This is a genomic window from Enterobacter sp. Sphag1F, assembly GCF_014193275.1.
Taxonomy (GTDB): Bacteria; Pseudomonadota; Gammaproteobacteria; order Enterobacterales; family Enterobacteriaceae; genus Pantoea; species Pantoea symbiotica.
This window is the reverse complement of the sequence record NZ_JACHZD010000007.1, coordinates 1-24,510: the sequence shown is the minus strand read 5'-3', so window position 1 is coordinate 24,510 and position 24,510 is coordinate 1. Positions and strand designations below refer to the sequence as shown.

Here is a 24,510-nt window from a genome sequence, read left to right as displayed (position 1 = left end):
CCCCTCCCTCCTTACAGTTCAGCGACCAGTTTATCAACGATGTCGCTGTTAGCAGCTTCATCCACGGAACGTTCGATGATTTTCTCGGCGCCAGCTAATGCCAGCAACGCGACTTGCTTACGCAGCTCTTCACGGGCACGCGAACGCTCGGCATCAATTTCTGCCTGCGCCTGTGCCACGATGCGGTTACGTTCAGTCTCAGCTTCGGTTTTCGCTTCGTCCAGAATCTGGGCACGGCGTTTGTTCGCCTGCTCGATAATGACCTGAGCGTCTTCTTTCGCTTTTTTCAGCTGGTCGGTCGCATTGGCCTGCGCGAGATCTAAATCTTTCTTCGCGCGCTCAGCAGAAGCAAGGCCTTCAGCAATTTCTTTCTGGCGCTTTTCGATGGCAGCCATAATCGGCGGCCATACGTACTTCATGCAGAACGCGACAAACAGAATGAACGCGATGGCCTGGCCGAGGATTGTTGCATTAATGTTCACAGCACAATGCCTCTTATTAAGTTAACTTGCTCTGCCGCTATCAGAGATAAACGGCAGAATCCGTCCCTCATCACACCAGGTGCCATGAGTGAACAAGGCTACCAGGTTTAAGCGACAGCAAACATCACGTAGAGACCCAGACCTACAGCGATCATCGGGATTGCATCCACCAGACCCATTACAACAAAGAACTGCGTACGCAGCAGAGGGATCAGATCCGGTTGACGCGCGGCGCCTTCCAGGAATTTACCTCCGAGGATGCCGATACCGATCGCAGCACCGATTGCCGCCAGGCCCATCATCACAGCGGCAGCCATGTACAGCAGATCCATATTCAGGTTTTCCATGACAGTCTCCAGTTTGTTTCAGTTAAAAGCTTAAGTGTTGAGATAAAAATCAATGTTCTTCAGATGCCATCGACAGATAGACGATCGTGAGGACCATGAAAATGAAAGCCTGCAGCGAAATGATCAGGATGTGGAAAATGGCCCAAGGCACATTCAACAACCACTGCGACCACCACGGCAGCAAGCCGGCAATCAGGATAAAGATCAACTCACCCGCATACATGTTACCGAACAGTCGCAGACCCAGTGAAACAGGCTTGGACAGCAGGCTAACACCTTCAAGAATCAGGTTAATGGGGATGAAGATCGGGTGATTAAAAGGCTGCAGCGTCAACTCTTTGGTGAAGCCGCCAATGCCTTTCATTTTGATGCTGTAGAACAGAATCAAAATAAATACGCCCAGCGCCATAGACAGCGTGATGTTCACGTCTGCAGACGGCACGACGCGCAGCGCCGGCAGGCCTAAATAGTGCTCGCCGATAAACGGCAGCAAATCGATAGGCAGCAGATCCATGAAGTTCATCAGGAAGACCCAGACGAAAATCGTCAGAGCCAGCGGGGCGATAAGTTTGCTTTTACCGTGGTACATGTCGCGCACGTTGTTATCAACGAAGCCGACAACCAGTTCGATAGCCGCTTGTAATTTCCCTGGAACACCGCTGGTAGCGCTTTTCGCCACTTTACGGAACAACACCAGGAAAATCAGTCCCAGCACCACAGAGAAAAACATGGAATCGATATTTAATACCCAGAACGTCGCGGGAGCGTCGTGCGGATTCACCAACTCGAAAGTACGCAGGTCCAACTGAAGGTTATTCAGGTGGTGACCTATGTATTCTTGCGGAGTAGAGATTTCTCCAGCAGCCATGATGCCTCTTACCCTTTGTTGTTAATTACAGCCGGAGCGACGATCTGCACCACCAGCACCGATAACCACGTGATTGCGAGTGGCCAGAAGACCGCTCCAAACACACCCAACGCCACCGCGAGGAAAATGACGGTTGTGAACACCTTCAACACTTCACCGAGGGCAAAGCTCCAGGCAACACGTCCTTTCGCAGGCGTTTGATCCTGCAGGCGCCAGGCCAAAAACATAAACAACACGTTCGGCAGCCAGGCTGCCACTCCACCCGCGAAGGCGGAGGCGCCCCAGGTAACCTCTTTCAGGGTAAAGAGCGCACCGATGATGACAAAGGTCACCAGCTGAATGATCAGCACGGCCCGGGCTAATTTCACACTGTAAAGAGACACTGACATGACGCTGAACTCTCCTGCCCCGAACGGGGTATGTCGCGTGTCGTATAAGACTGCCTTTACTCATTTGAGTCAAGCAGCAAAAGCCGTGCAAATTATACGGGCGCCACCTGCGATTTCAATCGGTAAGTAGCGAAAAGGTGAACAATTATTTAAATTTCTTTCTGAAGGGCTATTTTTCAAAACATCGTCATTAGGCAATGTCTGACTTAAATGCTGAAAATGCCCGATCGACTTGCTTTTAAAGCGTGCTTTAGATCACATAATAAACAAGGAATGCCTGACTGAATTTGTACCAGTTAAGATTTATACGATTTCAAATTCGACTAAAGCTTCTATAAATCAGTGCATTAAATTTATTTATTAGGTGTTGGACTACAATTTTCGAGAAAAACACTCTATTGACATCATGCGCTGCAATAAAAACGCAAAACTGATATTACGCACGCCAATTTATTGCAAAGTTATATTTTCCACAGTGATTATTTGGTTGGGTAAATACACGCAATAAAGTGATCTAAGTGATAATGAAATGTGAAATGTTCGTTAAATGTAACAGAGCTTTTCGGATAATTTCCGTCTGAGATGTTAACTCTCTCGCCCTGCCCTACTAAATAAAAGCTTTTACCTAAAAGTGTTCAATCGCTGCTTTTTCGTTCAGGGAAAAGACTAAGGCAAACGGCATGAACTGGCTCAAATCCATACCGTTTAAAAGGCTATTGGCGGGTAATCACCACCAGATGACGTTCACCATCCAGTTCGGGTACCTGCAGCGGTTGAATTTTCTCTACCGTAAAGCCCGCCGGTAATGCAGAAATCTCATCATCCGGACGCACGCCTTTCAGGGCATAAAAGCGACCTTCAGGGCTCGGCAGATGATGGCACCAGTTCAGCATATCTTCCAGTGATGCAAATGCACGGCTGATAACACCATCGAATGGTGGCTCAGACGGGAACTCTTCAACGCGGCTCTGCACTGGCGTGACGTTAGTAAGTCCTAACTCATGTTGTACCTGTCGCAGGAAACGCACGCGTTTGCCGAGGCTATCCAGCAAGGTGAAATGCGATTGCGGGCGCACAATGGCCAGCGGAATACCCGGTAAGCCCGGACCGGTGCCCACATCAATAAAGCGTTCGCCCTGTAGATGTGGCTCAACCACCACGCTGTCGAGAATATGGCGCACCAGCATCTGCTGCGGATCACGCACCGATGTCAGGTTATAGGCCTTATTCCACTTATGCAGCAACTCAACATAGCCAACCAACTGCTGTTTTTGTTGATCGGTAAGGGAAATGTTTGCCGCATTCAGCAGCGAGGAGAGTTTGTTGATCACGACGAGAATTCCATTAACGGGGGCGAGTTGCCTCACCCCAAAGTCTATCAGGCGCTTTTACGCAGCAGGCCCTGTTTTTTCAGGTAAATCAGCAGAATTGAAATTGCCGCAGGCGTGATACCCGAAATACGCGAAGCCTGGCCGATGGACGTCGGTTTGTGATCGTTGAGTTTGGCGATCACTTCATTCGACAAGCCATTAACCTGACGATAGTCGAGCTCAACAGGCAACAAGGTGTTTTCATTCCGCAGCTGGCGATCAATCTCTTCCTGCTGACGCGCAATGTATCCTTCGTATTTCACCTGAATCTCCACCTGCTCAGCGGCTTGCTCATCAGGCAGTGCCGGACCGTAGCTGGCGAGTGACGTCAGCAGCGGATAGGTCATCTCTGGACGACGCAGCAGATCTTCACCACTGGCTTCTTTGGTGAGCGGCGCGCTGATCACCGCGTTCACTTCAGCCACGTTATCCGATTTCGGATGCACCCACAGATCGCGCAGACGTTGACGCTCTTGCTCAATCGCTTCCAGTTTCTGGTTGTAGCGCGCCCAGCGGGCATCATCAACCAGACCGAGTTCGCGACCGGCTTCAGTCAAACGCAGATCGGCGTTATCTTCGCGCAGCATCAAACGGTACTCCGCGCGCGATGTAAACATGCGGTACGGCTCTTTCGTGCCCAGCGTGCAGAGATCGTCAACCAGCACACCGAGATAAGCCTGATCGCGGCGTGGCGCCCAGCCCTCTTTATCAGCAGAAGCGCGAGCTGCGTTCAAGCCTGCCAGCAAACCTTGCGCTGCCGCTTCTTCGTAGCCGGTGGTTCCGTTAATTTGGCCGGCAAAGAACAGGCCGTGGATAAATTTGCTTTCCAGCGTCGGTTTAAGATCGCGTGGATCGAAGAAATCATACTCGATGGCATAACCTGGACGGATGATCTTCGCGTTTTCCAGTCCTTTCATCGAACGTACGATCTGCATCTGTACGTCAAACGGCAGGCTGGTGGAGATACCATTCGGGTAGATTTCGTTGCTGGTCAGGCCTTCCGGCTCCAGGAAGATCTGGTGCGCGTTACGATCGGCAAAGCGCATCACTTTGTCTTCGATCGACGGGCAGTAACGTGGACCAATACCTTCGATGATCCCGGCATACATCGGGCTGCGATCGAGGTTATTGCGGATCACGTCATGCGTCTGTTCGTTGGTGTAGGTGATCCAGCACGGCACTTGTTGTGGATGCTGTGAAACCTTGCCCATGAACGAGAACACCGGCATCGGATTATCACCGTGCTGCGGTGTCAGCACCGAAAAATCAATCGAGCGTGCGTCGATACGTGGCGGCGTACCGGTTTTCAGACGGTTTACGCGCAGCGGCAGTGCACGCAGGCGTTTTGCCAATGGAATTGATGGCGGATCGCCTGCACGGCCACCGCTGTAATTATCCAGGCCAATGTGAATTTTGCCATCGAGGAAGGTCCCGACGGTCAGCACCACGGTTTTGGCGCGGAACTTCAAGCCCATTTGTGTCACAGCACCGACGACACGATCGTTTTCCACAATCAGATCGTCAACCGCCTGCTGGAAGATCATCAGGTTAGGCTGGTTCTCCAGCGCAGTGCGTACCGCCTGGCGATACAGTACACGGTCAGCCTGAGCACGCGTGGCACGAACGGCGGGGCCTTTGCTCGCGTTTAGTATCCTAAACTGGATACCTGCCTGGTCAATTGCCGTGGCCATCAAACCGCCTAAGGCATCCACTTCCTTCACCAGATGTCCTTTCCCGATGCCACCGATCGCGGGGTTACAGGACATTTGTCCAAGCGTATCAATGTTATGGGTGAGTAACAGGGTTTGCTGACCCATTCGGGCTGCGGCCATCGCGGCCTCTGTGCCCGCATGACCACCACCGATTACGATGACGTCAAAAGGATCTGGATAAAACATGAAGTGGGTCCTCGTTAGTGTTTCGGACAGGGATCGTTGCCCTGGGCGGTGGATTCTACTGAAATAATGTCGGCGGCGAAAGTCGCGGGATCCTGAGGTTTAAAAGAAAGGATCTTAAGTCTTTTATATGATCTCTCTGTTAGATCTACTATTAGGATCGCACCTTGCTGTTGATAACCCCGAAAAGCGCAGGCTTAACAGCAGATTAGAGAGGATCATTAGCTGTGAATGATCGGTGATCCTGATCCGTATAAGCTGGGATCAAAATAGCCACTTATACACAGCCTAAAAAAGAAACAGCAGTTGTTCTTTGGATAACTACTGGTTATACGCATGAAACAGGCCATGTTATCCACAGTCGATCGCGTGTTTAAAGTGAAAAAACAGCGCAATCAACTGGGGATCATTCTATTTTCCCGATCCCCAGCCATCGAAGATCGTTTTAAATCTGCGTTTTCCATGTGGCGACCCACACTTCAGCCGCGTCTTCCGGGATCTCATGCTCCAGCACGTCGATCTCCAGGCGATCGCCAATGCGTTTGGCGCCCAACTGGTTCAATTGCTCTTCCAGCAGCTTGATCGCGCCGCAGAAAAGATCGTATTCATGGTTACCGATGCCTACTGCGCCATAACGTAAGCCAGTGAGGTCAGGTTTTGTCTCTTGCAGTGCTTCATATAAAGGAAGCAAATTATCAGGCAGTTCACCGGCACCGTGCGTGGAGGTAACGATCAGCCAGATGCCTTCCGGTTGTAGCTCATCCAGCTCTGGGCCATGCAGCACCTCGGTTGAGAAGCCCGCTTCCTGCAGTTTTTCTTCCAGATGTTCAGCAACATATTCGGCGCTGCCAAGGGTACTTCCACTGATTAACGTAATATCGGCCATGATGCTCTCCCGCACTAAAGGCGAGCATTGTACGCTGTGATCAAGCCGTGATCCACCTGTGGAAAACAGGGTTAATCGATGAAAGCATCAGGCGACAAGTCGCGCCATACGCGCGATCTGCCGGGGATAAGTTTGTGCACAGCTTAGAGAGGGATCACGGCTTAATGGTGCGCATGATCGGGTTTTGCAGTGAGATCAGGGTTTCTGTGGATTGGATTTCGTCGATGGTCTGGATCTTGTTGATCAATACCTGTTGCAAGGCATCGATCGATCGGCACATCACTTTGATAAAGATGCTGTAGTGGCCGGTGGTATACCAGGCTTCCACCACTTCATCCAGCGCGTCGAGTTTGCTCAGCGCCGCCGGATAATCGCGCGCGCTTTTGAGGATAATGCCGATAAAGCAGCACACATCGAAGCCGAGCTGACGCGGATCGATCTCCACGCGCGTGCCCAAAATAATGCCCGCCTGACGCATCTTCTCCACCCGCACATGAATAGTGCCGGGGCTGACGTTGAACTGTTTGGCGAGCTCGGCATAGGCGGTGCGCGCATTCTGCAGCAGCGCATTGAGAATGCCGCGATCCAGGTTATCCAGCTGAAGGTGTTCCGCCATTGTCCATCCTCGTTAAGTTCTTCTTCTATGAATAGAGGAGAATGTGCAGCAAATTAGCGGTGCAGGCAAGGTGCAGACAACAGGCAGGCCGTTGTCTGCATGCTTTTTAGCGCTTACGCCAGAAGGTCACTTGCGCCTGCGTGTGCTGGAATTTGCGCGCCGTTTCGCGGATGACAAATGGCACATCCTGCGGCGGTGCCACTTCGTCAAAGGCATCACGCAACAGACGCTGCAGCGCCTGATAGGTGGTCAGCGCTTCGCCATTCTCGCGAACACCGCCCAGCCAGTTCTCTTTTGGTGTGAAATCTTCCAGCCAGGTATACGGCGATGACAGCACCAGCAAACCGCCGGAACGGATCATCGAAGTAATATCCTGCAGGAAGCGCTTTGGCTGACGCAGACGATCAATCAGGTTAGACGCCAGCACCAGATCGTAACGATCCGGCTGCGGTTTCAGGTTACAGGCATCGCCCTGCACAAACTGAATGCGCTGCGCTTGCTCTGCTTCGAGGCCAAACTCTTTCAGCCGCACCTGACGATACTCCACCAGCTCGCCTTCCTCGGGCACTACATAGCGGAAATCCTCACCGGAAGTCAGCTGCAGCGCGACATCAATAAAGCGCGCCGAGTAATCCATGCCGGTTACCGCCTCGAAGTGTCGCGCCAGTTCAAAGCTGGCACGCCCGGTAGCGCAGCCGATGTCCAGCGCCTGACCGCGCGCATGACAATGTGGCAGCAGTTTTTCCACCAGCGCCGCCGCGTAGTTAGGCACGTTGTAGTAACTCGGCCCGTACTGGAAATCGAGATACTGCGACACCATGCTGTCAGTTTCATAGGGATTGAGCGCCATGCTCTCTTCATGGGAAGAAACCACATAGCGGAAGCCGGCGTGCTGGAAGAAGTGGCGACGGAAAGCGTAGCGCGCAGATTTCAGCGCTTCGTTGCCGGTGGAAATCCAGCTGCCACCTTTAATCAGCGCATGTTTGCCATCAAAGGTCGGCGTCGAGAAGTCGTCGTACAGCGGATGCACCTTAAAGCCTTCAAAACCGTTGGTTGGCGTTGTGGTCCACTGCCAAACGTTGCCGACGATGTCGTAAAACTCACCCTGCGCGAAACGGTCGACCGGGCTGGAGGAAGCCCAATACGCCAGATTGATATTGCCCGGCGCATCAGTCCAATCCGGCTGATCGCCGCCAACCTGCTCACGCAGCTGCGCCCATTCGGCTTCGCAAGGGAGCTGAATAGATTTGCCGGTCTCTTCGGCCAGCCAGCGGCAGAACGCGGCGGCTTCCAGTTGATTCACTTCTGCTGGCCAATCCCACGGCATCGCCACTTCTTCGGCCAGCACTCGCAGTTTTAGCTGATCGGGCAGCTTTTCGTTACCGACCCAGAACGTCGGCATCTGTGCGCCGGAGAATTCACGCCAGCCCCAACCTTCGTCATCCCACCAGCGGCGATGGTTATAACCGTCCGCCGCAATGAAGCGATAAAACTCCGCATTGCTGACCAGCATTTTGCTGGCCTTGAACGGCTTGAGTTCGGTTTGCTGACTGCCGTATTCGTTATCCCAGCCATAAGTGTCGTCTTTTTTGCCCTGCTGCACGCGGCCGCCGGGCATCGCGATCAAAGAATTTTCCGGTACCGATTGACGATCGTGACGCGCCTGCGGACAAACCGGCCAGTGCGGCTGCGGCTTGACCCATTCAATCGGCAGCTGGCGCATCAGCACGCTGGAGGTTTCCAGGTGAATACGCTCGTGCTCAATGCCCATCAACACCACCCACGCCGGGCTGTCCCAGCCGATTGGCAGTTCCAGCGGCAGGGTGCGAATAAACTCACTCACCAGGCTTTTCACTTTGCCACGATAGTCGCGCACTTCTGCGATGCTCGGCCAGTCGTAATGGCTGTCGTTGAGATCGTCCCAGCTCATCTCATCCACGCCGATCGCCATCATCGCTTCGATGCGATCGTCAACGCGTTGATCGAGATAGCGGCCCGCCATCAGCTTATTAATGTAGAAGGTCGCGGTGTGGCCAAAATAGAAGATCAGTGGATGGCGCAGCGAAATCGCTTTGTTAAACCAGGCGCGCTCGTCCGCCAGGCAATCAAACAGGCTTTCATACAGTTCCCAGGTTTGGGTGAAGTACGCCAGCAGCTCGGCCCGTTTTTGTTCGGAGTTTTGGCCGGAAAGTTTTAGCGTGCGGGTCGGTGCGGGAAGTTGGGTGGTCGTCACAAGGTGCTCCAGTTTGCTATGTGCTCGAACTTATCAATATAGCAAATTAGCATTTCCGTCAGATGAATTAGCGCTGCCAGCGGCGCAGCAGACGGCTTTTCAGGCCGGTATCGAAGCGCCAGATGTGATCGAAGATGCGCAGGATGCCGGGTTTGCCATGCAGCGACATCGCCACCGCATGGAAGCGCTGTTGATGTTGGCGCTGACGCTGCTTAATGGTGTTGACGATGTCGTCCGGCAAACGTTGGGCAATAAAGTCAGAGACGATCACCGCATCCGCTTCCTGCCAGGCGCTGCCTTCCATGCGTTTCACCACCGCCGCAAGGCAGGCAGCGAGATCGGTGCCGCCGCGAAAACGCTGGCTGAGGAAACGGATCGCCTGCTCAATGCCGTTGTCAGCGGTGAGCTCATAGCCGATCACTTCATGAGCGAACAGCATGATGTAGCAGCGGCGCTTATCCGCCAGCGCCACTTTCAGTAACGCCAGGCAAAAGGCTTTGGCGCAGCGTTCGTTGAAACCGCCCATCGAACCGGACGTATCAACGCAGACGATAAACGGGCCGCGCGGTTGCTCTTCATGCTGCTGGTGGCTGACCGGACTCATGGTCACTTTTTCATGCCACGCATCGCCCTGCAGACGATAAGTCAGCAAGCGTTTTTCGACTAAGCGCCGATAAAATTCCAGCTCTAACTCGCTGATGCTCAATGCCGCCAATTCAGGCGGTAACAGACGCAGCACATCATCGCTTTGATGAATGCCGCTGACCTCTTCCGGCACGTTATCCGGTTCGCGTACCAGCTGGTGAAACTCCTCCAGCGGCGCATCCTGCGACGGCACCGATTTAGCTTCGCGGCTGCGACCCAGCTGCTGCGCTAGCTTCATCAGCTCCGGCTGCTGGGCGAGGAAATCGCCGTATTGCACGATCAGTTCGTAATCGCCGTGCTGCAGCGGCGCTTTGCTCAAATCCCATAGGCGTCCGGCGGCGGCTTCATCATCATCGGTAAGGATTGGCGCCAGCTGACCGCTGATCGCCATGCGCTGCTGCAGCTCGGCCATCAAGCGTTCGCGCTGCTCTTCGAGAATAGTTTCATTCAGCGTCAGCGTTTGCAGCGTCAGGCTGAGACGCCAGCGTTGCAGGAACAGTGTGTGTTGCGCGTTGCTGAGCTGGTCACTTTCGGCATTCAGCAGCAGTTTGCTGGCTTCTTCGATGAAGGGCGACGGCAGGCTTTTCAGCTGCGTCATGATGTTGGGTAACTGCTGGGTGAAATGTTGCGTGCTGAGCAGCTGCATCTGCTGAAAAAGCTGAAACTCCTGCGCCAGCGCTTCTGGCACCGGCGTGACTTTGATCTGCTCGGCGATCTCCGATCGCCAGCGTGGCAGATCGCGCATCATGGCTTGCTTCAGGCGGGGAAACTTCTCAAAGAACAGCGCCAGCTGCGGCGAGGCGAGCAGCGCGATAATCAGCTCTTCGATTAACTCGGTTTCGCCAATCGACAGCAGCGCACTCAGCGTCTCCAATGAGATCATTTTCTCGCCTGTTTCAGCTGTTCCGCGACATCCTGCAGGCTGGTTTCAATGCGTGCCAGCCAGTCATCACTGATGAACAGGCAGCGCTGATGCTGGCTGAACAGCGTGCGCTGCGCGCGCAACTGGGTTTCCAGCGCTTCGTATTCATCGGCGATCTCCTGCGGCATCTCGCTGCTGCTGCTGGCGCCCGGCAGCGTCAGACGCGTGGATTGCAGGCTAACATCGCGCAGCGTCAGACAATGATGCGTATCCACTAACATATCCAACGTCTGACCAAAGCCGATGCCGTTCAGCTTGCCGCGAATTTCACCGCCCTTCAGCAGCCACTGATCCAGTGCTTCACGGCCAATCAGAATGTGCGTCACCTGCATGTCGTGCAGCATTAACGGCTGTTGCAGCATCAGCGTCAGCTGCTCATCGGTAATGGCGGCGGGTAATTCGTAATGCGGTTTGCGGCTGAACATGCCGCTGTGTTTCTCCAGCGTCAGCGCTTGCGCCACGCTTTGCTGCTGTTGCAGCGCCAGACGGCGGCCTTTGATCTGCTGCAGCTTGTGCAGCAGCGCTTGCTGCTGCCACGCATGTTGCGACATCAGCGTATCGATTTCGCGATCCAGCATTTTCATCGATGCCACGTCATGCCACAGGCAATCTTTCAGCAGTACTAAGTCGATGGGCGCGATAGTCACGCGACCGCTATAAAAGGCGCTGGCCTGCAACAGATGAATGGCTTTCTTCCAGCGACGATCGGAAATGTACGGCGCGTCCGGCAGCGTTTCTAACTGCTGACGTAGCTGATAGATCAGTTCAAACACGTGATCCGGCAAACTGACCTGGCTGATGCCTTTCTGCCACTGTTCATACTCTTCATCGCTGATGCGCAGCGATTCCGCCACCGGATTGTCGTTTTCATCCTGCTGGTGGGTGAGCATGCTGCGGAAGTTCTGCTTCTCATGCACGTTATCCAGCCACAAGCGAATCAACATGCGGTCATACAGCGCTTCCAGTCCGCTATCGGCTTCCGGCAGTTCGTTGGAAGCGGTAACCAGCAAGCGCATCGGAATTTTTTCTTCGCTGTCGCCATTACGGAAGCGGCGTTCGTTGATGGCGGTCAGCAAGGTATTCAGAATCGCCGGGCCGGCTTTCCAGATTTCGTCGAGGAAGACAATTTCGGCATCTGGCAGATAACCTTTGGTCAGACGCTGATACCGCCCTTCATCTTTCAGTGCCTGAATCGACAGCGGGCCAAACACCTCTTCCGGAGTGGAAAAACGGGTCATCAGGTATTCAAAAGCGCGGGCGTGCTGGAAGGCATATTTTAATCGGCGGGCAATCAGACTCTTGGCGATGCCTGGCGGCCCGAGCAGAAACACGCTTTCGCCACTTAAGGCTGCCAGCAAACAGAGGCGGATCGCATGATGGCGTTCATACAGCCCTTTTTCCAGAGCGTTGCTCAGGCGAGAAATTCTTTCTGCCAAAAGATGGGGTTGAGCCATAATCACATCATTATCCTTTTGATCCTGGTGCCGTCATATTCTGGCGAGCGCAATACTCTACTGATTATCATGCGCGATTGCGTTGATAGCCGTCAGCTTTTTTGTTTCAGAAGGTTGATGCGAGAGAACTCGCCGCTTCCAACGGTTTTTTGGCGCTATTTTCGGCGAAAAACCGCGTCACCAACGCGATGGTGACACTTTGTAAGAGTAGGTTTTTTTGGGAATATGTGCATACTGTGCGCTTTTTGATGGCTTGAGCGGAAGGCAAGTGCCTCCGGCTCCAACAAAAGACAACTTATGAGCTCGGATAAGAAACAGTCCCTTGGGGCAGTCACGCTGGCGGCAATTGGCGTGGTGTATGGCGATATTGGTACCAGCCCGCTCTATACATTGCGTGAATGTCTCTCTGGTCAGTTTGGATTTGGCGTAGAGCGCGAAGCGGTATTTGGCTTCCTGTCGCTGATCTTCTGGCTGCTGATTCTGGTGGTGTCGCTGAAGTACATCAGCTACGTGATGCGCGCGGATAACGCCGGTGAAGGCGGGATTTTAACGCTGATGTCGCTGGCCGGACGCCATACCGGCGCCAGAGCCACGGCAATTCTGGTGATCATGGGACTGATTGGCGGCAGCTTCTTCTACGGGGAAGTGGTGATTACGCCGGCGGTTTCGGTGTTATCGGCGATTGAAGGTCTGGAAATTGCCGCGCCAAGTCTTGATGCCTACATCGTGCCGTTGGCGATTGCGGTGCTGACTTTACTGTTTGTTATCCAAAAACACGGCACCGGTATCGTCGGCAAGCTGTTCGCGCCAGTAATGCTGCTGTGGTTTTTGGTGCTGGCGGTACTGGGCGCGCGCAGCATTATCGACAATCCTGACGTCCTGCATGCGATGAACCCGTATTGGGCGGTGCACTTCTTCATCCAATATAAAACCGTTTCCTTCTTCGCCCTGGGCGCGGTGGTGCTGGCGATTACCGGCGTAGAAGCGCTGTATGCCGATATGGGCCACTTCGGTAAATTCCCGATTCGTCTTGCCTGGTTCATCGTGGTGCTGCCTTCGCTGGTGCTCAACTACTTTGGTCAGGGCGCGCTGCTGCTCAAACATCCCGAAGCGATCAAAAACCCGTTCTTCCTGCTCGCGCCGGATTGGATGCTGATCCCGATGTTGATTCTTGCGACCTTAGCCACGGTGATTGCGTCGCAGGCGGTGATTTCCGGCGTGTTCTCATTAACGCGTCAGGCGGTGCGTCTCGGCTATTTGCCACCGATGCGCATTGTGCACACCTCAGAAGAGGAGTCCGGGCAGATCTATATTCCAGTGATTAACTGGCTGCTCTATTTCTCGGTAGTGATTGTGATTGTCGGCTTCGAGCACTCCAGCAATCTGGCGGCGGCGTACGGCATTGCGGTAACCGGCACCATGGTGCTGACAGCTATTCTCTGTTCAACCGTGGCGATTCAAAACTGGCACTGGAACCGCTATCTGGTGGTGTTGATTCTGATTGCCATGTTGATCATCGACGTGTCGCTGTTCTCCGCCAACCTGATCAAGGTGTTCTCCGGTGGTTGGCTGCCGCTGACGCTGGCGTTGATGATGTTCATCATCATGACCACCTGGAAAAGCGAGCGTTTCCGCCTGCTGCGTCGTATGCATGAGCACGGCAATTCCCTCGAAGCGATGATCGCGTCGCTGGAGAAATCGCCGCCGGTACGCGTGCCGGGCACTGCGGTGTATATGTCGCGGGCGCTGAACGTGATTCCGTTTGCCATGCTGCATAACCTCAAGCACAACAAAGTGTTGCATGAGCGCGTGGTGCTGCTGACGCTGCGTACGGAAGATGCGCCTTACGTGCATAACGTCCGTCGTGTGACTATCGAACAGTTGTCGCCAACCTTCTGGCGCGTGGTAGCGAGTTACGGCTGGCGCGAAACGCCAAACGTTGAAGAGATCTTCCACCGCTGCGGTCTTGAAGGGCTGAACTGCCGCATGATGGAGACTTCGTTCTTTATGTCGCATGAATCGCTGATTATCGGCGATCGTCCGTGGTATCTGCGCCTGCGCGGCAAGCTGTTCCTCGCGCTACAACGCAATGCGCTGCGCGCGCCGGATCAGTTTGAAATCCCACCGAACCGCGTGATCGAGCTGGGAACCCAGGTCGAGATTTAACGCTGCGCGCGTCACCAACTCAAGGTGACGCGCAATCCTCCGCTGGCGCGCTGGCTGAACTGCAAGCGAATGCCGTGCAGCTGGGCAATATTCTTCACGATGGAAAGCCCCAATCCGCTGCCGGTTTGCGCCTGTCCCGGAGGTCGCCAGAAGCGTTCACCCAACCTTGCCAACTGCTCATCGCTGACCCCCGGCCCGTTATCATCAACGGTAATGGCGCGAACGTTGAGCTGCACATCAATAGTGCTGTCCGACGGCGAATAGCGCAGCGCGTTATCCAGCAGATTCCGCACCATTAATCCCAGCAATAGCGGATGACCGTTCATCACCGGTTCGGCGTAGCTGGTGAACTGCAAAGCGGTATTTTGTTGTTCCGCCTGCGGGAAATGCTCCGCCAGCAGGTTTTGCAGCAGCGGCGCCAGCGCCACCGGTTGAAACTCACTGCGCAGATCGTCAGCTTCCACGCGTGACAGTGTTAAGAGCTGATCCACCAGACGCGTGGCGCGCACAATGCCGCTATCCAGCTGCTGAATCGCCCGTTTACGCATCGCTTCATCATCATCGGCCAGCTGAATCACTTCGCTCTGCACGCGCAGCGCCGCCAGCGGGCTGCGCAGTTCATGGGCGGCATCGGAGGTAAAGCGACGTTCGCGCTGCACCAGATGCGCCATACGACTGAACAAGCCGTTGAGCGCCACCACCAGCGGCTTCACTTCTTTAGGCAGGCGCGTGTCCGGCAATGGCGTGGCATCGTCCGGCGCTCGTTGATGCAGCGAAAGCGTGAGGCGCTTCAATGGGCGCAGCTCGAACCACACCAGCGCCAGCAGCAACAGCAGCATAAAAGGCATGGCGATCAACCATGGCAGCAGGCTACTGAGCGCCAGATCGCGCGTCATATCTTCGCGGTATTCCCACTCTTGCCCAACCACCACGCGATAACGCTTATCCGCGGAAGTTAGCCACACTAAGCGCCAGCTATCTTTATCGCCGCGTAGGCGGCCATCGGTAAAGCCATCACGTTGGTAATCAAACTGTAAATCACGCCCATTTTCGCCGTCATTGAGCAGCGGCTGGCCGTCAGCGCTGAAGATGGCAAACGCCAGCGCATCGTCATCCTGATCGCCACGATGATGACGCAGGATCGACTTGGTTTTAGGCAGTTTTTCGTCCTGTAGCGAGGTGGGATCGAGCGTAATTAAACGTTTGGCGAACAGCATTTGCTGAGTATCAAACAGCTCGTCTACCGTATCGCGGGTTTGGTGCCAGGCGCTGAGGCTGGCAAGGCCGCCGCACAGCATAATCAGCAGCACAAAGCCGATGGCGAGGCGCAGAAACAGACTCATTCTTCCGTTCCCAACGTATAACCGACGCCGTGTACGGTACGAATAAACTGGCTGCCGAGTTTCTTGCGCAGATGATGAATGTGCACTTCCACCGCATTGCTGGAGACATCTTCATCCCAGCTGTAGAGCTTTTCCTCAAGCTGACTGCGCGTCAGCACGCGGCCGGGATTGCGCAGAAACAGCTCCAGCAGCGCCAGTTCGCGGCTCTTCAGGCTGACGGCTTCACCATCGCACTGCACGCTGTGGCTACCGGGCGCCATGACCACTTTGCCGTGTTTCAGTTCCGGCTGCAGTTGCCCATGACGGCGACGGATCAGCGCCTGCAAGCGAGCCGCTACTTCTGTTAGCGCAAACGGCTTGCACAGATAATCGTCAGCGCCGAGCTGCAATCCCTGAACGCGCTGATCGAGCGCATCGCGCGCGGTGAGGATCAGCACCGGCACATCCTGTCCTTGCTGGCGCCACTGACGCAGGATATCCAGACCATCACGTTCTGGCAGCGACAGATCCAGCACCACCGCGTCCCAGGGCGCAGCCGTCAACGCCTGAAATCCGGCTTCGCCGGAGACAAACCAATCCACGCTGAAACCAAGTTTGGTTAACCCGACTTTCAAACCGTCGCCAATCAGCGTGTCATCTTCTATCAGTAAAATGCGCATCAACTCTCCTTCTGTTAAGCGGAGTTATACGAAGCACAATCGCTCTTGTACAGCGAAAATCCCGGCAAATAGACTATTTTTCATGAATGTTAGCCCAACGGATTCTCTTAAGATCCTGTTAAGAACCTTATGGTGAAATAGCTTCCGTAAACCAACACATTCATGGAAAAGAGGTGAAATATGAAAAAATCTGCAGCCCTGTTAGCCATCATCGCTCTGGCCGCCACGCCGGTTCTTGCCGCTCAGCAAGGTGGCTTTGTTGATCCGAATGCGCCATCCGCTCAGGTGAAATCCGGTGGTTTCAAAGCCGATAACACCAGCGTTGTCACGGTTAAACAGGCCGAAGAGATGAAGGACGATAGCTGGATCACCGTGCGCGGTACGCTTGAGAAGCAAATCGGTGATGAGGATTATCAGTTCCGTGATGCCACCGGCACCATGAAGGTCGAGATCGATCATAAACGCTGGAACGGTTTGACCATCACGCCGAAGGATCAGGTAGAACTGACCGGCGAACTGGATAAAGATTTCAACTCCATCGAACTGGACGTGAAACAGGTACGTAAACTGCCTTAATCCCTGCTTCGGGGCCGCAGCAGCGGCTCCAACATCCCACCAAACTCAAATTCTCTCTGGCACAAGCGAAACGTTTCGATGGCGATCACATTTCCGTGATGCCGCCATTGAGTTGCCGTGCGCATTTTATACACTCCCGATCAGCGAAACGTTTCGCTGTGGAGTGGAATAAATGAAAAAAGGTCGCTTGTTAAACGCTGAAGTCTCTCATGTGATTGCTCGCCTGGGGCACACCGATACGCTGACGATTGCCGATGCAGGCTTGCCGATTCCGGCTGGTCCACAGCGCATCGATCTGGCGTTAACGCCGGGTACGCCCGAATTTTTACAGGTGGTTGAGGTTGTCACGCAGGAGATGCAGGTCGAAAGCGCCCTGATGGCGGAGGAGATTAAGCAGCACAATCCGCAGCTCCATAGCGCACTGCTCGCCGTGCTCGAAGCCTTGCAACAGCACCAGGGAAATGTCATCACCATCCGTTACACCAGCCATGAACAATTCAAACAACAAACGCAGCGTAGTCAGGCGGTCATTCGCAGCGGAGAGTGTTCTCCGTATGCGAATGTCATCCTAAGCGCCGGCGTGACCTTCTGAGGCCGCTATGCAACCGTTATTGCAACTCAAAGGGATTGAAAAGTCGTTTCCTGGCGTTAAAGCGCTGAATGGCGCATCGCTCGCCGTTTATGCGGGACGCGCAATGGCGCTGGTGGGCGAAAACGGCGCGGGCAAATCCACCATGATGAAAGTGCTGACCGGCATATACAGCATGGATGCCGGTTCTATGCAGTGGCTCGGTAAGGATGTGGCGTTCTCTGGCCCGAAAGCGTCGCAGGAAGCGGGTATTGGCATTATCCATCAGGAACTTAACCTGATTCCGCAATTGACCGTCGCCGAGAATATCTTCCTTGGCCGCGAATTTGTTAACCGCTTTGGCCGCATCGAATGGAAAAAGATGTACGCCGAGGCGGATGCGCTATTAAAGCGCCTCAATCTGCGCTTCAGCAGCCATAAGCTGGTGGGCGATTTGTCGATTGGCGATCAGCAGATGGTCGAGATCGCCAAAGTGCTCAGCTTCGAGTCGAAGGTCATCATTATGGATGAACCGACCGATGCGCTGACCGATACCGAAACGCTGTCGCTGTTCCGCGTCATCAACGAACTGAAAGCGCAGGGCTGCGGCATCGTCTATATCTCGCACCGCATGAAAGAGATCTTCGAGATTTGCGATGACGTCACCGTGTTCCGCGATGGGCAGTTTATTGCCGAGCGCGCTGTGTGCGATCTCAGCGAAGAGAGCCTGATCGAGATGATGGTCGGCCGCAAGCTGGAAGATCAATATCCACGTATCGATCAACAGCCGGGTGAGATCCGCTTAAAAGTCGAAAACCTCAGCGGTCCGGGTGTTGATGACGTCAGCTTTACGCTGCGCAAAGGGGAAATCCTTGGCGTGTCGGGCCTGATGGGCGCGGGACGTACCGAACTAATGAAAGTGCTGTACGGCGCGCTGCCGCGCAGCAAAGGTAAAGTCACGCTGAATGGCCGTGAAATCACCACTCGCTCCCCGCAAGACGGATTGGCGAACGGCATCGTTTATATCTCCGAAGATCGTAAGCGCGATGGTTTGGTGTTGGGCATGTCGGTGAAAGAGAACATGTCGCTGACCGCGCTGCGCTATTTCAGCACCGGCGCGGGCAACCTGAGACACAGCGACGAGCAGTTGGCGGTGGGCGATTTTATCCGCCTGTTCAACGTCAAAACCCCTTCAATGGAGCAGCCGATTGGCCTGCTGTCCGGCGGTAATCAGCAAAAAGTGGCGATTGCGCGTGGTCTGATGACGCGTCCTGATGTGTTGATTCTTGATGAGCCAACGCGCGGCGTCGATGTCGGGGCAAAGAAAGAAATTTATCAGTTAATTAACCAGTTTAAAGCCGAAGGGCTGAGCATCATTTTGGTGTCGTCGGAAATGCCCGAAGTTCTGGGCATGAGCGACCGCATCGTGGTGATGCATGAAGGCCATCTGAGTGGCGAATTTTCCCGTGAGCAAGCTACCCAGGAATCCCTGATGGCGGCGGCAGTCGGTAAGCAACACAGCGAGGAGTTAGTTGTATGAGCACCCAAACCTTACCCGCCAGCCGTCGTTGGTTCAGCAAAGCCTGGCTGCTGGAGCAGAAATCACTGATTGCATTGATCGTGCTGATCGCCGTGGTTGCCAGCCAGAGCCCGAACTTCTTCACGCTGGCCAACATGTTCAACATTCTGCAGCAGACGTCGGTCAACGCCATTATGGCGGTCGGCATGACGCTGGTGATTCTGACTTCGGGCATTGATCTGTCGGTGGGATCGCTGCTGGCGCTGACCGGCGCGGTGGCGGCATCGATTGTCGGATTAGAAGTCAATGCGCTGGTGGCCGTTGCGGCTTCGCTGGCGCTGGGAGCGGCAATTGGCGGTATTACCGGCGTGATTGTGGCGCGCGGCAAGGTGCAGGCTTTCATCGCTACGCTGGTGATGATGCTGCTGCTGCGCGGCGTCACCATGGTTTACACCAACGGCAGCCCGATCAATACCGGCTTCAACGATAACGCCGATCTGTTTGGCTGGTTCGGTATCGGTCGTCCGCTTGGCATCCCAACGCCGGTGTGGCTGATGGTCGCGGTGTTTGGGCTGGCGTGGTACATGCTGCATCACACGCGCCTTGGCCGTTACATCTATGCGTTGGGTGGCAACGAAGCGGCGACTCGCTTGTCGGGCATCAACGTTAATCGCGTCAAAATCATCGTTTATTCGCTGTGCGGCCTGCTGGCGGCATTGGCGGGCACCATCGAGGTGGCGCGTCTCTCTTCCGCACAACCTACCGCGGGCACCGGTTATGAACTGGATGCGATCGCGGCGGTGGTGCTGGGTGGTACCAGCCTGGCGGGCGGCAAAGGTCGCATCATGGGCACGCTGATTGGTGCGTTGATCCTCGGTTTCCTGAACAACGGCCTGAATCTGATGGGCGTATCGTCTTACTACCAAATGATTGTTAAAGCCGTCGTCATTCTGCTAGCGGTGCTGGTGGATAACAAAAGCAGTAAATAACTCTGACCTTCACACAGGATTTAAAAATGAAAAAGTTAACTGCATTGGCCGTCATTCTTGGCGCCACCCTCAGTGCTGGCGCGATGGCAAAGGACACCATTGCTCTGGTGGTTTCAACCCTGAATAATCCGTTCTTTGTGTCTCTGAAAGATGGCGCACAGAAAGAAGCTGACCAACTGGGTTATAACCTCGTGGTGCTGGATTCGCAGAACAACCCGGCGAAAGAGCTGGCGAACGTGCAGGATCTGACGGTACGTGGCACCAAGCTTTTGCTGATCAACCCAACCGATTCTGATGCGGTGGGTAACGCCGTTAAGATGGCAAACCAGGCGAATATTCCGGTGATCACGCTGGACCGCGTAGCAGCACAAGGCACCGTGGTGAGCCACGTGGCTTCTGACAACCGTTTCGGCGGCAAAATGGCCGGTGACTTCATCGCCAAAAAATTGGGCGATGGCGCGAAGATCATTGAACTGCAAGGCATTGCCGGTACGTCTGCGGCGCGTGAGCGTGGCGAAGGCTTTAAACAAGCGGCTGATGCGCACAAATTCAACATCCTGGCGAGCCAGCCTGCTGACTTCGACCGTACTAAAGGTCTGAACGTAATGCAGAACCTGTTGCAGGGACATCCGGATGTGCAGGCCGTCTTCGCTCAGAACGACGAAATGGCGCTGGGCGCGCTGCGTGCGCTGCAAACTGCCGGGAAAACCGACGTGCTGGTGGTGGGCTTTGACGGCACCGCTGACGGTGTGAAAGCTGTCGAATCAGGTAAACTGACCGCCACTGTGGCTCAGATGCCAGACAAGATTGGTGTGATTGGCGTGCAGACTGCCGATAAAGTATTGAAAGGCGAAAAGGTGCAGGCGGTTAATCCGGTTGACCTGAAGCTGGTTACCAAATAATAAGTAAAGAAAAGCAGGGCAACGCGCCACCGTCCTGGTGGCGCATCTTTCTGGATGAATCCCAATGACCACAAGCGCAAAACTGGCCGTTCTCGGCAGCATTAATGCCGATCACATCCTTAACCTCGCCCACTTTCCACGTCCGGGCGAAACGGTGATCGGGAAACAGTACCAAATTGCCTTTGGCGGCAAAGGGGCCAATCAGGCGGTGGCTGCGGGTCGTGCTGGTGCAGATATTGCCTTTATTGCCTGCGTCGGCGCTGATGATATCGGCGAGCGCATTCGTCAGCAGTTGCAGCAAGACCGCATTGATACCGCACCCGTTGAAACCGTCGCTGATGAATCGACCGGTGTAGCGATGATCTTCGTGAATGGCGAAGGCGAAAATAATATCGGCATTTATTCCGGTGCCAATGCCGCGCTGACGCCGACTCGCGTTGCGCAGCACCAGCAAGTGATTGCCGATGCCGATGCGTTGCTGATGCAGCTGGAATCTCCGCTGGAAAGCGTTCTGGCCGCCGCGAAGATTGCCCGCGCGCAGCAGACGCAAGTGATCCTGAATCCCGCGCCGGCCACCGCGCTCTCTGATGAGCTGCTCGCGCTTATCGACATCATCACGCCAAATGAAACCGAAGCTGAAATTCTCACAGGCATTGCGGTGAAGAGCGATGAAGATGCAGCGCGTGCTGCTGCGGCATTGCATGCCAAAGGTATTGATACTGTATTAATCACTTTAGGCCGTCGCGGTGTGTGGCTGAGTGAGCAAGGCAACGGCGTGCGCATTCCGGGCTTCAGCGTGCAGGCCATCGATACTATCGCGGCAGGCGATACCTTCAACGGAGCGTTTATTACCGCACGTCTGGAAGGTGTGCCAATGCACGATGCCGTGCGTTTCGCCCATGCCGCCGCCGCGATTGCGGTAACGCGTCCGGGCGCGCAGCCCTCAGTGCCGTGGCGTACTGAGATCGACGCCTTCCTGCAACAACAGGGCTAAGCGCTTGGCTACCATGAAAGATGTCGCCCGCCTGGCGGGCGTCTCAACTTCCACCGTTTCACACGTCATTAATAACAATCGCTTTGTCAGCGAGCAGGTGCGTGAAAAGGTGGATCAGGCAATTCGTGAGCTTAACTATGCGCCGTCCGCACTGGCGCGCAGCCTGAAGATCAAACAAACCCGCACCATCGGCATGCTGCTGACCGCCAGCAGTAACCCGTTCTATTCCGAAGTGGTGCGCGGCGTGGAAAACAGCTGCTACGAACGCGGCTACAGCCTGATTCTGTGTAATACCGAAGGCGATGAAGAACGCATGAATCGCAGCCTTGAGACGCTGATGCAAAAGCGCGTCGATGGTTTGTTAATGATGTGCACCGAAACCCATCTGCCTTCAGCGGAGATCCTCAATCGCTATCCGTCGGTGCCGATGGTAATGATGGACTGGGCGCCATTTGAAGGGCGCGGCGACATTATTCAGGATAATGCGCTGCTCGGTGGCGAGCTGGCAACTCAGCATCTTATCGATCGCGGCTATACGCGTATTGCCTGTATTGCCGGCCCGCAGGATAAAACGCCGGCGCGTTTGCGTCTTGAGGGCTTCCATAAGGCGATGGCGAGCAGTGGATTAGCGGTTCCGTCGGGTTATGTGGTTGATGGCGATTTTGAGTTTCAGGGCGGCTTCAATGCCATGAATCAACTTTTGACGCTGGATACGCTGCCAGAAGCGATCTTTACCAGCAACGATGCGATGGCGGTTGGCGTCTATCACGCCTTGTTCCAGGCCGGATTGCGCGTGCCGCAGGATATTGGGGTGATGGGCTATGACAACATCGAACTGGCGCGTTACCTGACGCCGCCGCTTAGCACCATTCATCAGCCGAAAGATGAGCTAGGCGAACTGGCGATTGATACCTTGATTCATCGTATGAGCGATCCCGACGCCAGTCAGCAAACGCTGGTGCTGACGCCGGAGTTGGTGGAGCGCGGTTCGGTCTAAGCCGTTTTCTTCTTTTTCTCGCGGTTGGCGATCAGATTACGACCATCGCCCGGACGTAACATCATAAAGGTAAAGGCTGACAACACCGTGACGACGCCCATCGTCAGGAAGGTGGCGTGGAATTGTGCGACGGTTGTGGCCTCGACATCCTGATAGAAACGCAGCACTGCGGCGCTCACTGCCACACCAAAGCTGATCGACAGCTGCTGCGTTACCGCCAGTACACTGTTCCCGCCGCTGGCGTTCTCATCATTTAAATCCGCCAGCGTGATGGTGTTCATCGCGGTGAACTGCGTTGACATCGCCATCCCTAAAATCAACAGTGCCGCCAGCAACATCACCACGCTGCCTCCCGGCGATTGCAGTGAGAAGGTGGCGATCAATATGCCAATGATGATGGTGATACCAACCAGCGTATGGCGATAACCGAAGCGGCGCAGCACTTGCGTCACCGTGGATTTCGCCAGCAGCGCGCCAATCGCTGTCGGTCCCATCATGCAACCGGCAATCAGCGCGGGATAACCAAAGCCCACTTGCAACATCAGCGGCATCAGGAATGGAATGCAGCCGGTTCCCAGACGCGAAGCGATGTTGCCAATGATGCCGACCGAGAAGGTGCGGGTTTTAAACATTGGCAGATTAATCAGCGGTGCCGGATGGCGGCGCGCGTGCACTATATAAAGAAGAAGCAATGCAATGCCGCTAAACAGCACCAACACCGCTTGCCACGGCAATACCACGCGCTCGCCAAACAGTTCGATGCCGACAGAGATTAACACCAGACCCAATCCAAACAGCAGGAAGCCTAAAAAGTCGAAGCGGCGTTTTGGGGTCGTGAAGTCCGGCATATATTTGCGCGCGTAAAAGATGCCGGCGATACCGATGGGAATGTTGATAAGGAATATCCAGTGCCAGCTGGCGTAGGTCACTAACAATCCGCCCAGCATCGGGCCGAGAATCGGCCCCACTAAACCCGGCATGGTAACGAAGTTCAACACCGGCAGCAGTTCACTGCGCGGATAAGCGCGTAACAGTGCCAGGCGCGCGACGGGCATCATCATCGCTCCGCCAATCCCTTGCACCACGCGCGAGACCACTAACATGCTCAGCGAGCCGGACAAGGCACAGGCCAGCGAACCGAGCGTAAATAGCGATACCGCAAGAATGAAGATTTTGCGTGTGCCGTAACGATCGGCCAACCAGCCACTCACCGGGATCAGCATTGCCACCGTTAGCGTATAACTGATGATGGCGGATTGCATGGCTAAAGGAGAACGTTCAAGGCTGGTGGCGATAGCAGGAAGCGCAGTATTCAGGATGGTGGCATCAAGTGCTTGCATGAAAAACGCCATGGCGGCGATCCAGGGCAAGCCGGCCATACTGCGCGCGGAGCGAATCATTGAAAGTCCTTCTCGAATAATTGTCAGCCTGCGACAAAGAAATTACGTTTGGTTAAAGAGAATAGCATTGGTGTTTAAGGTGATGGCGCTGATTTGTGCCGATGAAGCGGCGGTTTTGACTGATTCTTCGCCGGGAAATGTCTGTTTTTAACGCGTTCGTTTAAAAAAGAGGCGCTCAGTCATTTTTTTGCAATTAACCCTTGTCACCTCCGAATAACTCCCTATAATGCGCCACCACTGAGACGGCAAAGCGGCAACGCAGACGGCTCAGCAGGGAGTGAAGAAATTCA

General features: G+C 54.6%; 23 protein-coding genes. 9 read left to right on the top strand and 14 right to left on the bottom strand.

Going from position 1 to position 24,510, the window contains the following annotated elements:
• Window positions 1–11: 11 nt before the first annotated feature.
• The 11 genes from atpF to ravA form a co-directional block, all read right to left on the bottom strand.
• Window positions 12–482 (bottom strand): F0F1 ATP synthase subunit B, encoded by a 471-nt coding sequence (gene atpF / locus FHW71_RS19760; RefSeq protein WP_007893603.1) that lies wholly within the window; start codon window positions 480–482, stop codon window positions 12–14.
• Between the two features lie 107 nt (window positions 483–589).
• Window positions 590–829: a F0F1 ATP synthase subunit C gene (atpE, locus tag FHW71_RS19755; RefSeq protein WP_003849523.1), complete on the bottom strand. Its 240-nt coding sequence runs from the start codon at window positions 827–829 to the stop codon at window positions 590–592.
• Between the two features lie 49 nt (window positions 830–878).
• Window positions 879–1,697, bottom strand: a complete 819-nt coding sequence (gene atpB, locus FHW71_RS19750; protein WP_007893608.1) for a F0F1 ATP synthase subunit A — start codon at window positions 1,695–1,697, stop codon at window positions 879–881.
• Window positions 1,698–1,705: 8 nt separating this feature from the next.
• Complete coding sequence (gene atpI, locus FHW71_RS19745; RefSeq protein WP_008106725.1) at window positions 1,706–2,086, bottom strand: F0F1 ATP synthase subunit I; 381 nt, start codon at window positions 2,084–2,086, stop codon at window positions 1,706–1,708.
• A 713-nt stretch (window positions 2,087–2,799) separates the two neighbouring features.
• Window positions 2,800–3,417 (bottom strand): 16S rRNA (guanine(527)-N(7))-methyltransferase RsmG, encoded by a 618-nt coding sequence (gene rsmG, locus FHW71_RS19740; RefSeq protein ID WP_008106727.1) that lies wholly within the window; start codon window positions 3,415–3,417, stop codon window positions 2,800–2,802.
• A 47-nt stretch (window positions 3,418–3,464) separates the two neighbouring features.
• Window positions 3,465–5,354 carry a tRNA uridine-5-carboxymethylaminomethyl(34) synthesis enzyme MnmG gene (gene mnmG / locus FHW71_RS19735; RefSeq protein WP_176973320.1) on the bottom strand — a complete coding sequence of 630 codons (1,890 nt, stop codon included), beginning with the start codon at window positions 5,352–5,354 and terminating at the stop codon, window positions 3,465–3,467.
• A gap of 442 nt (window positions 5,355–5,796) precedes the next feature.
• Entirely contained in the window at window positions 5,797–6,237 is a 441-nt protein-coding gene (mioC, locus tag FHW71_RS19730; RefSeq protein WP_008106731.1) for an FMN-binding protein MioC, read from the bottom strand.
• Window positions 6,238–6,391: 154 nt separating this feature from the next.
• Window positions 6,392–6,853 carry a transcriptional regulator AsnC gene (asnC, locus tag FHW71_RS19725; protein ID WP_008106733.1) on the bottom strand — a complete coding sequence of 154 codons (462 nt, stop codon included), beginning with the start codon at window positions 6,851–6,853 and terminating at the stop codon, window positions 6,392–6,394.
• A 106-nt stretch (window positions 6,854–6,959) separates the two neighbouring features.
• The gene (ovoA, locus tag FHW71_RS19720) at window positions 6,960–9,086 is read right to left on the bottom strand and encodes a 5-histidylcysteine sulfoxide synthase (protein WP_179452916.1); all 2,127 of its coding nucleotides are present in this window, start codon (window positions 9,084–9,086) and stop codon (window positions 6,960–6,962) included.
• Between the two features lie 67 nt (window positions 9,087–9,153).
• Entirely contained in the window at window positions 9,154–10,614 is a 1,461-nt protein-coding gene (gene viaA, locus FHW71_RS19715; protein WP_179452917.1) for an ATPase RavA stimulator ViaA, read from the bottom strand.
• The gene (ravA, locus tag FHW71_RS19710; RefSeq protein ID WP_036648974.1) at window positions 10,611–12,107 is read right to left on the bottom strand and encodes an ATPase RavA; all 1,497 of its coding nucleotides are present in this window, start codon (window positions 12,105–12,107) and stop codon (window positions 10,611–10,613) included. The genes viaA and ravA overlap by 4 nt, the downstream gene beginning before the upstream one ends.
• A 297-nt stretch (window positions 12,108–12,404) precedes the next feature.
• Between ravA and kup the strand changes: the two genes are divergently transcribed.
• Window positions 12,405–14,273 (top strand): low affinity potassium transporter Kup, encoded by a 1,869-nt coding sequence (kup, locus tag FHW71_RS19705; protein WP_008106742.1) that lies wholly within the window; start codon window positions 12,405–12,407, stop codon window positions 14,271–14,273.
• Between the two features lie 11 nt (window positions 14,274–14,284).
• On the opposite strand, the gene qseC is transcribed toward kup, so the two are convergent.
• Window positions 14,285–15,616: a quorum sensing histidine kinase QseC gene (gene qseC, locus FHW71_RS19700; protein ID WP_179452918.1), complete on the bottom strand. Its 1,332-nt coding sequence runs from the start codon at window positions 15,614–15,616 to the stop codon at window positions 14,285–14,287.
• Entirely contained in the window at window positions 15,613–16,275 is a 663-nt protein-coding gene (qseB, locus tag FHW71_RS19695; RefSeq protein WP_179452919.1) for a quorum sensing response regulator transcription factor QseB, read from the bottom strand. Before qseB ends, qseC begins: the two co-directional genes overlap by 4 nt.
• Window positions 16,276–16,455: 180 nt before the next feature.
• Between qseB and FHW71_RS19690 the strand changes: the two genes are divergently transcribed.
• From FHW71_RS19690 to rbsR, 7 genes are all read left to right on the top strand, one after another.
• A complete protein-coding gene (locus tag FHW71_RS19690; protein WP_008106749.1) occupies window positions 16,456–16,851 on the top strand; it encodes a YgiW/YdeI family stress tolerance OB fold protein in 396 nt (131 codons plus the stop codon).
• Between the two features lie 172 nt (window positions 16,852–17,023).
• A complete protein-coding gene (rbsD, locus tag FHW71_RS19685) occupies window positions 17,024–17,443 on the top strand; it encodes a D-ribose pyranase (protein WP_008106751.1) in 420 nt (139 codons plus the stop codon).
• Between the two features lie 7 nt (window positions 17,444–17,450).
• On the top strand, window positions 17,451–18,959 hold the full coding sequence (gene rbsA / locus FHW71_RS19680; protein ID WP_154181876.1) for a ribose ABC transporter ATP-binding protein RbsA: 1,509 nt from the start codon (window positions 17,451–17,453) through the stop codon (window positions 18,957–18,959).
• A complete protein-coding gene (gene rbsC, locus FHW71_RS19675) occupies window positions 18,956–19,927 on the top strand; it encodes a ribose ABC transporter permease (RefSeq protein ID WP_008106756.1) in 972 nt (323 codons plus the stop codon). Before rbsA ends, rbsC begins: the two co-directional genes overlap by 4 nt.
• Window positions 19,928–19,953: 26 nt before the next feature.
• Window positions 19,954–20,829 (top strand): ribose ABC transporter substrate-binding protein RbsB, encoded by an 876-nt coding sequence (gene rbsB, locus FHW71_RS19670; RefSeq protein WP_008106759.1) that lies wholly within the window; start codon window positions 19,954–19,956, stop codon window positions 20,827–20,829.
• Window positions 20,830–20,893: 64 nt separating this feature from the next.
• Window positions 20,894–21,823, top strand: coding sequence for a ribokinase (gene rbsK / locus FHW71_RS19665; RefSeq protein ID WP_179452920.1), 930 nt, complete (start codon window positions 20,894–20,896; stop codon window positions 21,821–21,823).
• A 13-nt stretch (window positions 21,824–21,836) separates the two neighbouring features.
• A complete protein-coding gene (rbsR, locus tag FHW71_RS19660) occupies window positions 21,837–22,820 on the top strand; it encodes a ribose operon transcriptional repressor RbsR (protein ID WP_179452923.1) in 984 nt (327 codons plus the stop codon).
• Here rbsR and mdtD read toward each other — a convergent pair.
• On the bottom strand, window positions 22,817–24,220 hold the full coding sequence (gene mdtD / locus FHW71_RS19655) for a multidrug transporter subunit MdtD (protein WP_179452921.1): 1,404 nt from the start codon (window positions 24,218–24,220) through the stop codon (window positions 22,817–22,819). The two genes, rbsR and mdtD, sit on opposite strands and share 4 nt — an antisense overlap.
• On the opposite strand from mdtD, the gene FHW71_RS19650 reads away from it, so the two are divergent.
• A complete protein-coding gene (locus FHW71_RS19650; protein ID WP_179452805.1) occupies window positions 24,159–24,371 on the top strand; it encodes a hypothetical protein in 213 nt (70 codons plus the stop codon). The genes mdtD and FHW71_RS19650 overlap by 62 nt on opposite strands.
• Window positions 24,372–24,510: the final 139 nt, after the last annotated feature.

What these genes read in the sequence shown, in the direction of transcription:
- rbsB (WP_008106759.1), top strand. Translation starts at nt 19,954, where the DNA reads ATGAAAAAGTTAACTGCATTGGCCGTCATTCTTGGCGCCACCCTCAGT.
- atpI (WP_008106725.1), bottom strand. Translation starts at nt 2,086, where the DNA reads ATGTCAGTGTCTCTTTACAGTGTGAAATTAGCCCGGGCCGTGCTGATC.
- qseB (WP_179452919.1), bottom strand. Translation starts at nt 16,275, where the DNA reads ATGCGCATTTTACTGATAGAAGATGACACGCTGATTGGCGACGGTTTG.
- atpB (WP_007893608.1), bottom strand. Translation starts at nt 1,697, where the DNA reads ATGGCTGCTGGAGAAATCTCTACTCCGCAAGAATACATAGGTCACCAC.
- mnmG (WP_176973320.1), bottom strand. Translation starts at nt 5,354, where the DNA reads ATGTTTTATCCAGATCCTTTTGACGTCATCGTAATCGGTGGTGGTCAT.
- rbsD (WP_008106751.1), top strand. Translation starts at nt 17,024, where the DNA reads ATGAAAAAAGGTCGCTTGTTAAACGCTGAAGTCTCTCATGTGATTGCT.
- mioC (WP_008106731.1), bottom strand. Translation starts at nt 6,237, where the DNA reads ATGGCCGATATTACGTTAATCAGTGGAAGTACCCTTGGCAGCGCCGAA.
- rbsC (WP_008106756.1), top strand. Translation starts at nt 18,956, where the DNA reads ATGAGCACCCAAACCTTACCCGCCAGCCGTCGTTGGTTCAGCAAAGCC.
- FHW71_RS19650 (WP_179452805.1), top strand. Translation starts at nt 24,159, where the DNA reads ATGAAAAACGCCATGGCGGCGATCCAGGGCAAGCCGGCCATACTGCGC.
- rbsR (WP_179452923.1), top strand. Translation starts at nt 21,837, where the DNA reads ATGAAAGATGTCGCCCGCCTGGCGGGCGTCTCAACTTCCACCGTTTCA.
- rbsA (WP_154181876.1), top strand. Translation starts at nt 17,451, where the DNA reads ATGCAACCGTTATTGCAACTCAAAGGGATTGAAAAGTCGTTTCCTGGC.
- atpE (WP_003849523.1), bottom strand. Translation starts at nt 829, where the DNA reads ATGGAAAACCTGAATATGGATCTGCTGTACATGGCTGCCGCTGTGATG.
- ravA (WP_036648974.1), bottom strand. Translation starts at nt 12,107, where the DNA reads ATGGCTCAACCCCATCTTTTGGCAGAAAGAATTTCTCGCCTGAGCAAC.
- viaA (WP_179452917.1), bottom strand. Translation starts at nt 10,614, where the DNA reads ATGATCTCATTGGAGACGCTGAGTGCGCTGCTGTCGATTGGCGAAACC.
- mdtD (WP_179452921.1), bottom strand. Translation starts at nt 24,220, where the DNA reads ATGATTCGCTCCGCGCGCAGTATGGCCGGCTTGCCCTGGATCGCCGCC.
- kup (WP_008106742.1), top strand. Translation starts at nt 12,405, where the DNA reads ATGAGCTCGGATAAGAAACAGTCCCTTGGGGCAGTCACGCTGGCGGCA.
- asnC (WP_008106733.1), bottom strand. Translation starts at nt 6,853, where the DNA reads ATGGCGGAACACCTTCAGCTGGATAACCTGGATCGCGGCATTCTCAAT.
- FHW71_RS19690 (WP_008106749.1), top strand. Translation starts at nt 16,456, where the DNA reads ATGAAAAAATCTGCAGCCCTGTTAGCCATCATCGCTCTGGCCGCCACG.
- qseC (WP_179452918.1), bottom strand. Translation starts at nt 15,616, where the DNA reads ATGAGTCTGTTTCTGCGCCTCGCCATCGGCTTTGTGCTGCTGATTATG.
- rbsK (WP_179452920.1), top strand. Translation starts at nt 20,894, where the DNA reads ATGACCACAAGCGCAAAACTGGCCGTTCTCGGCAGCATTAATGCCGAT.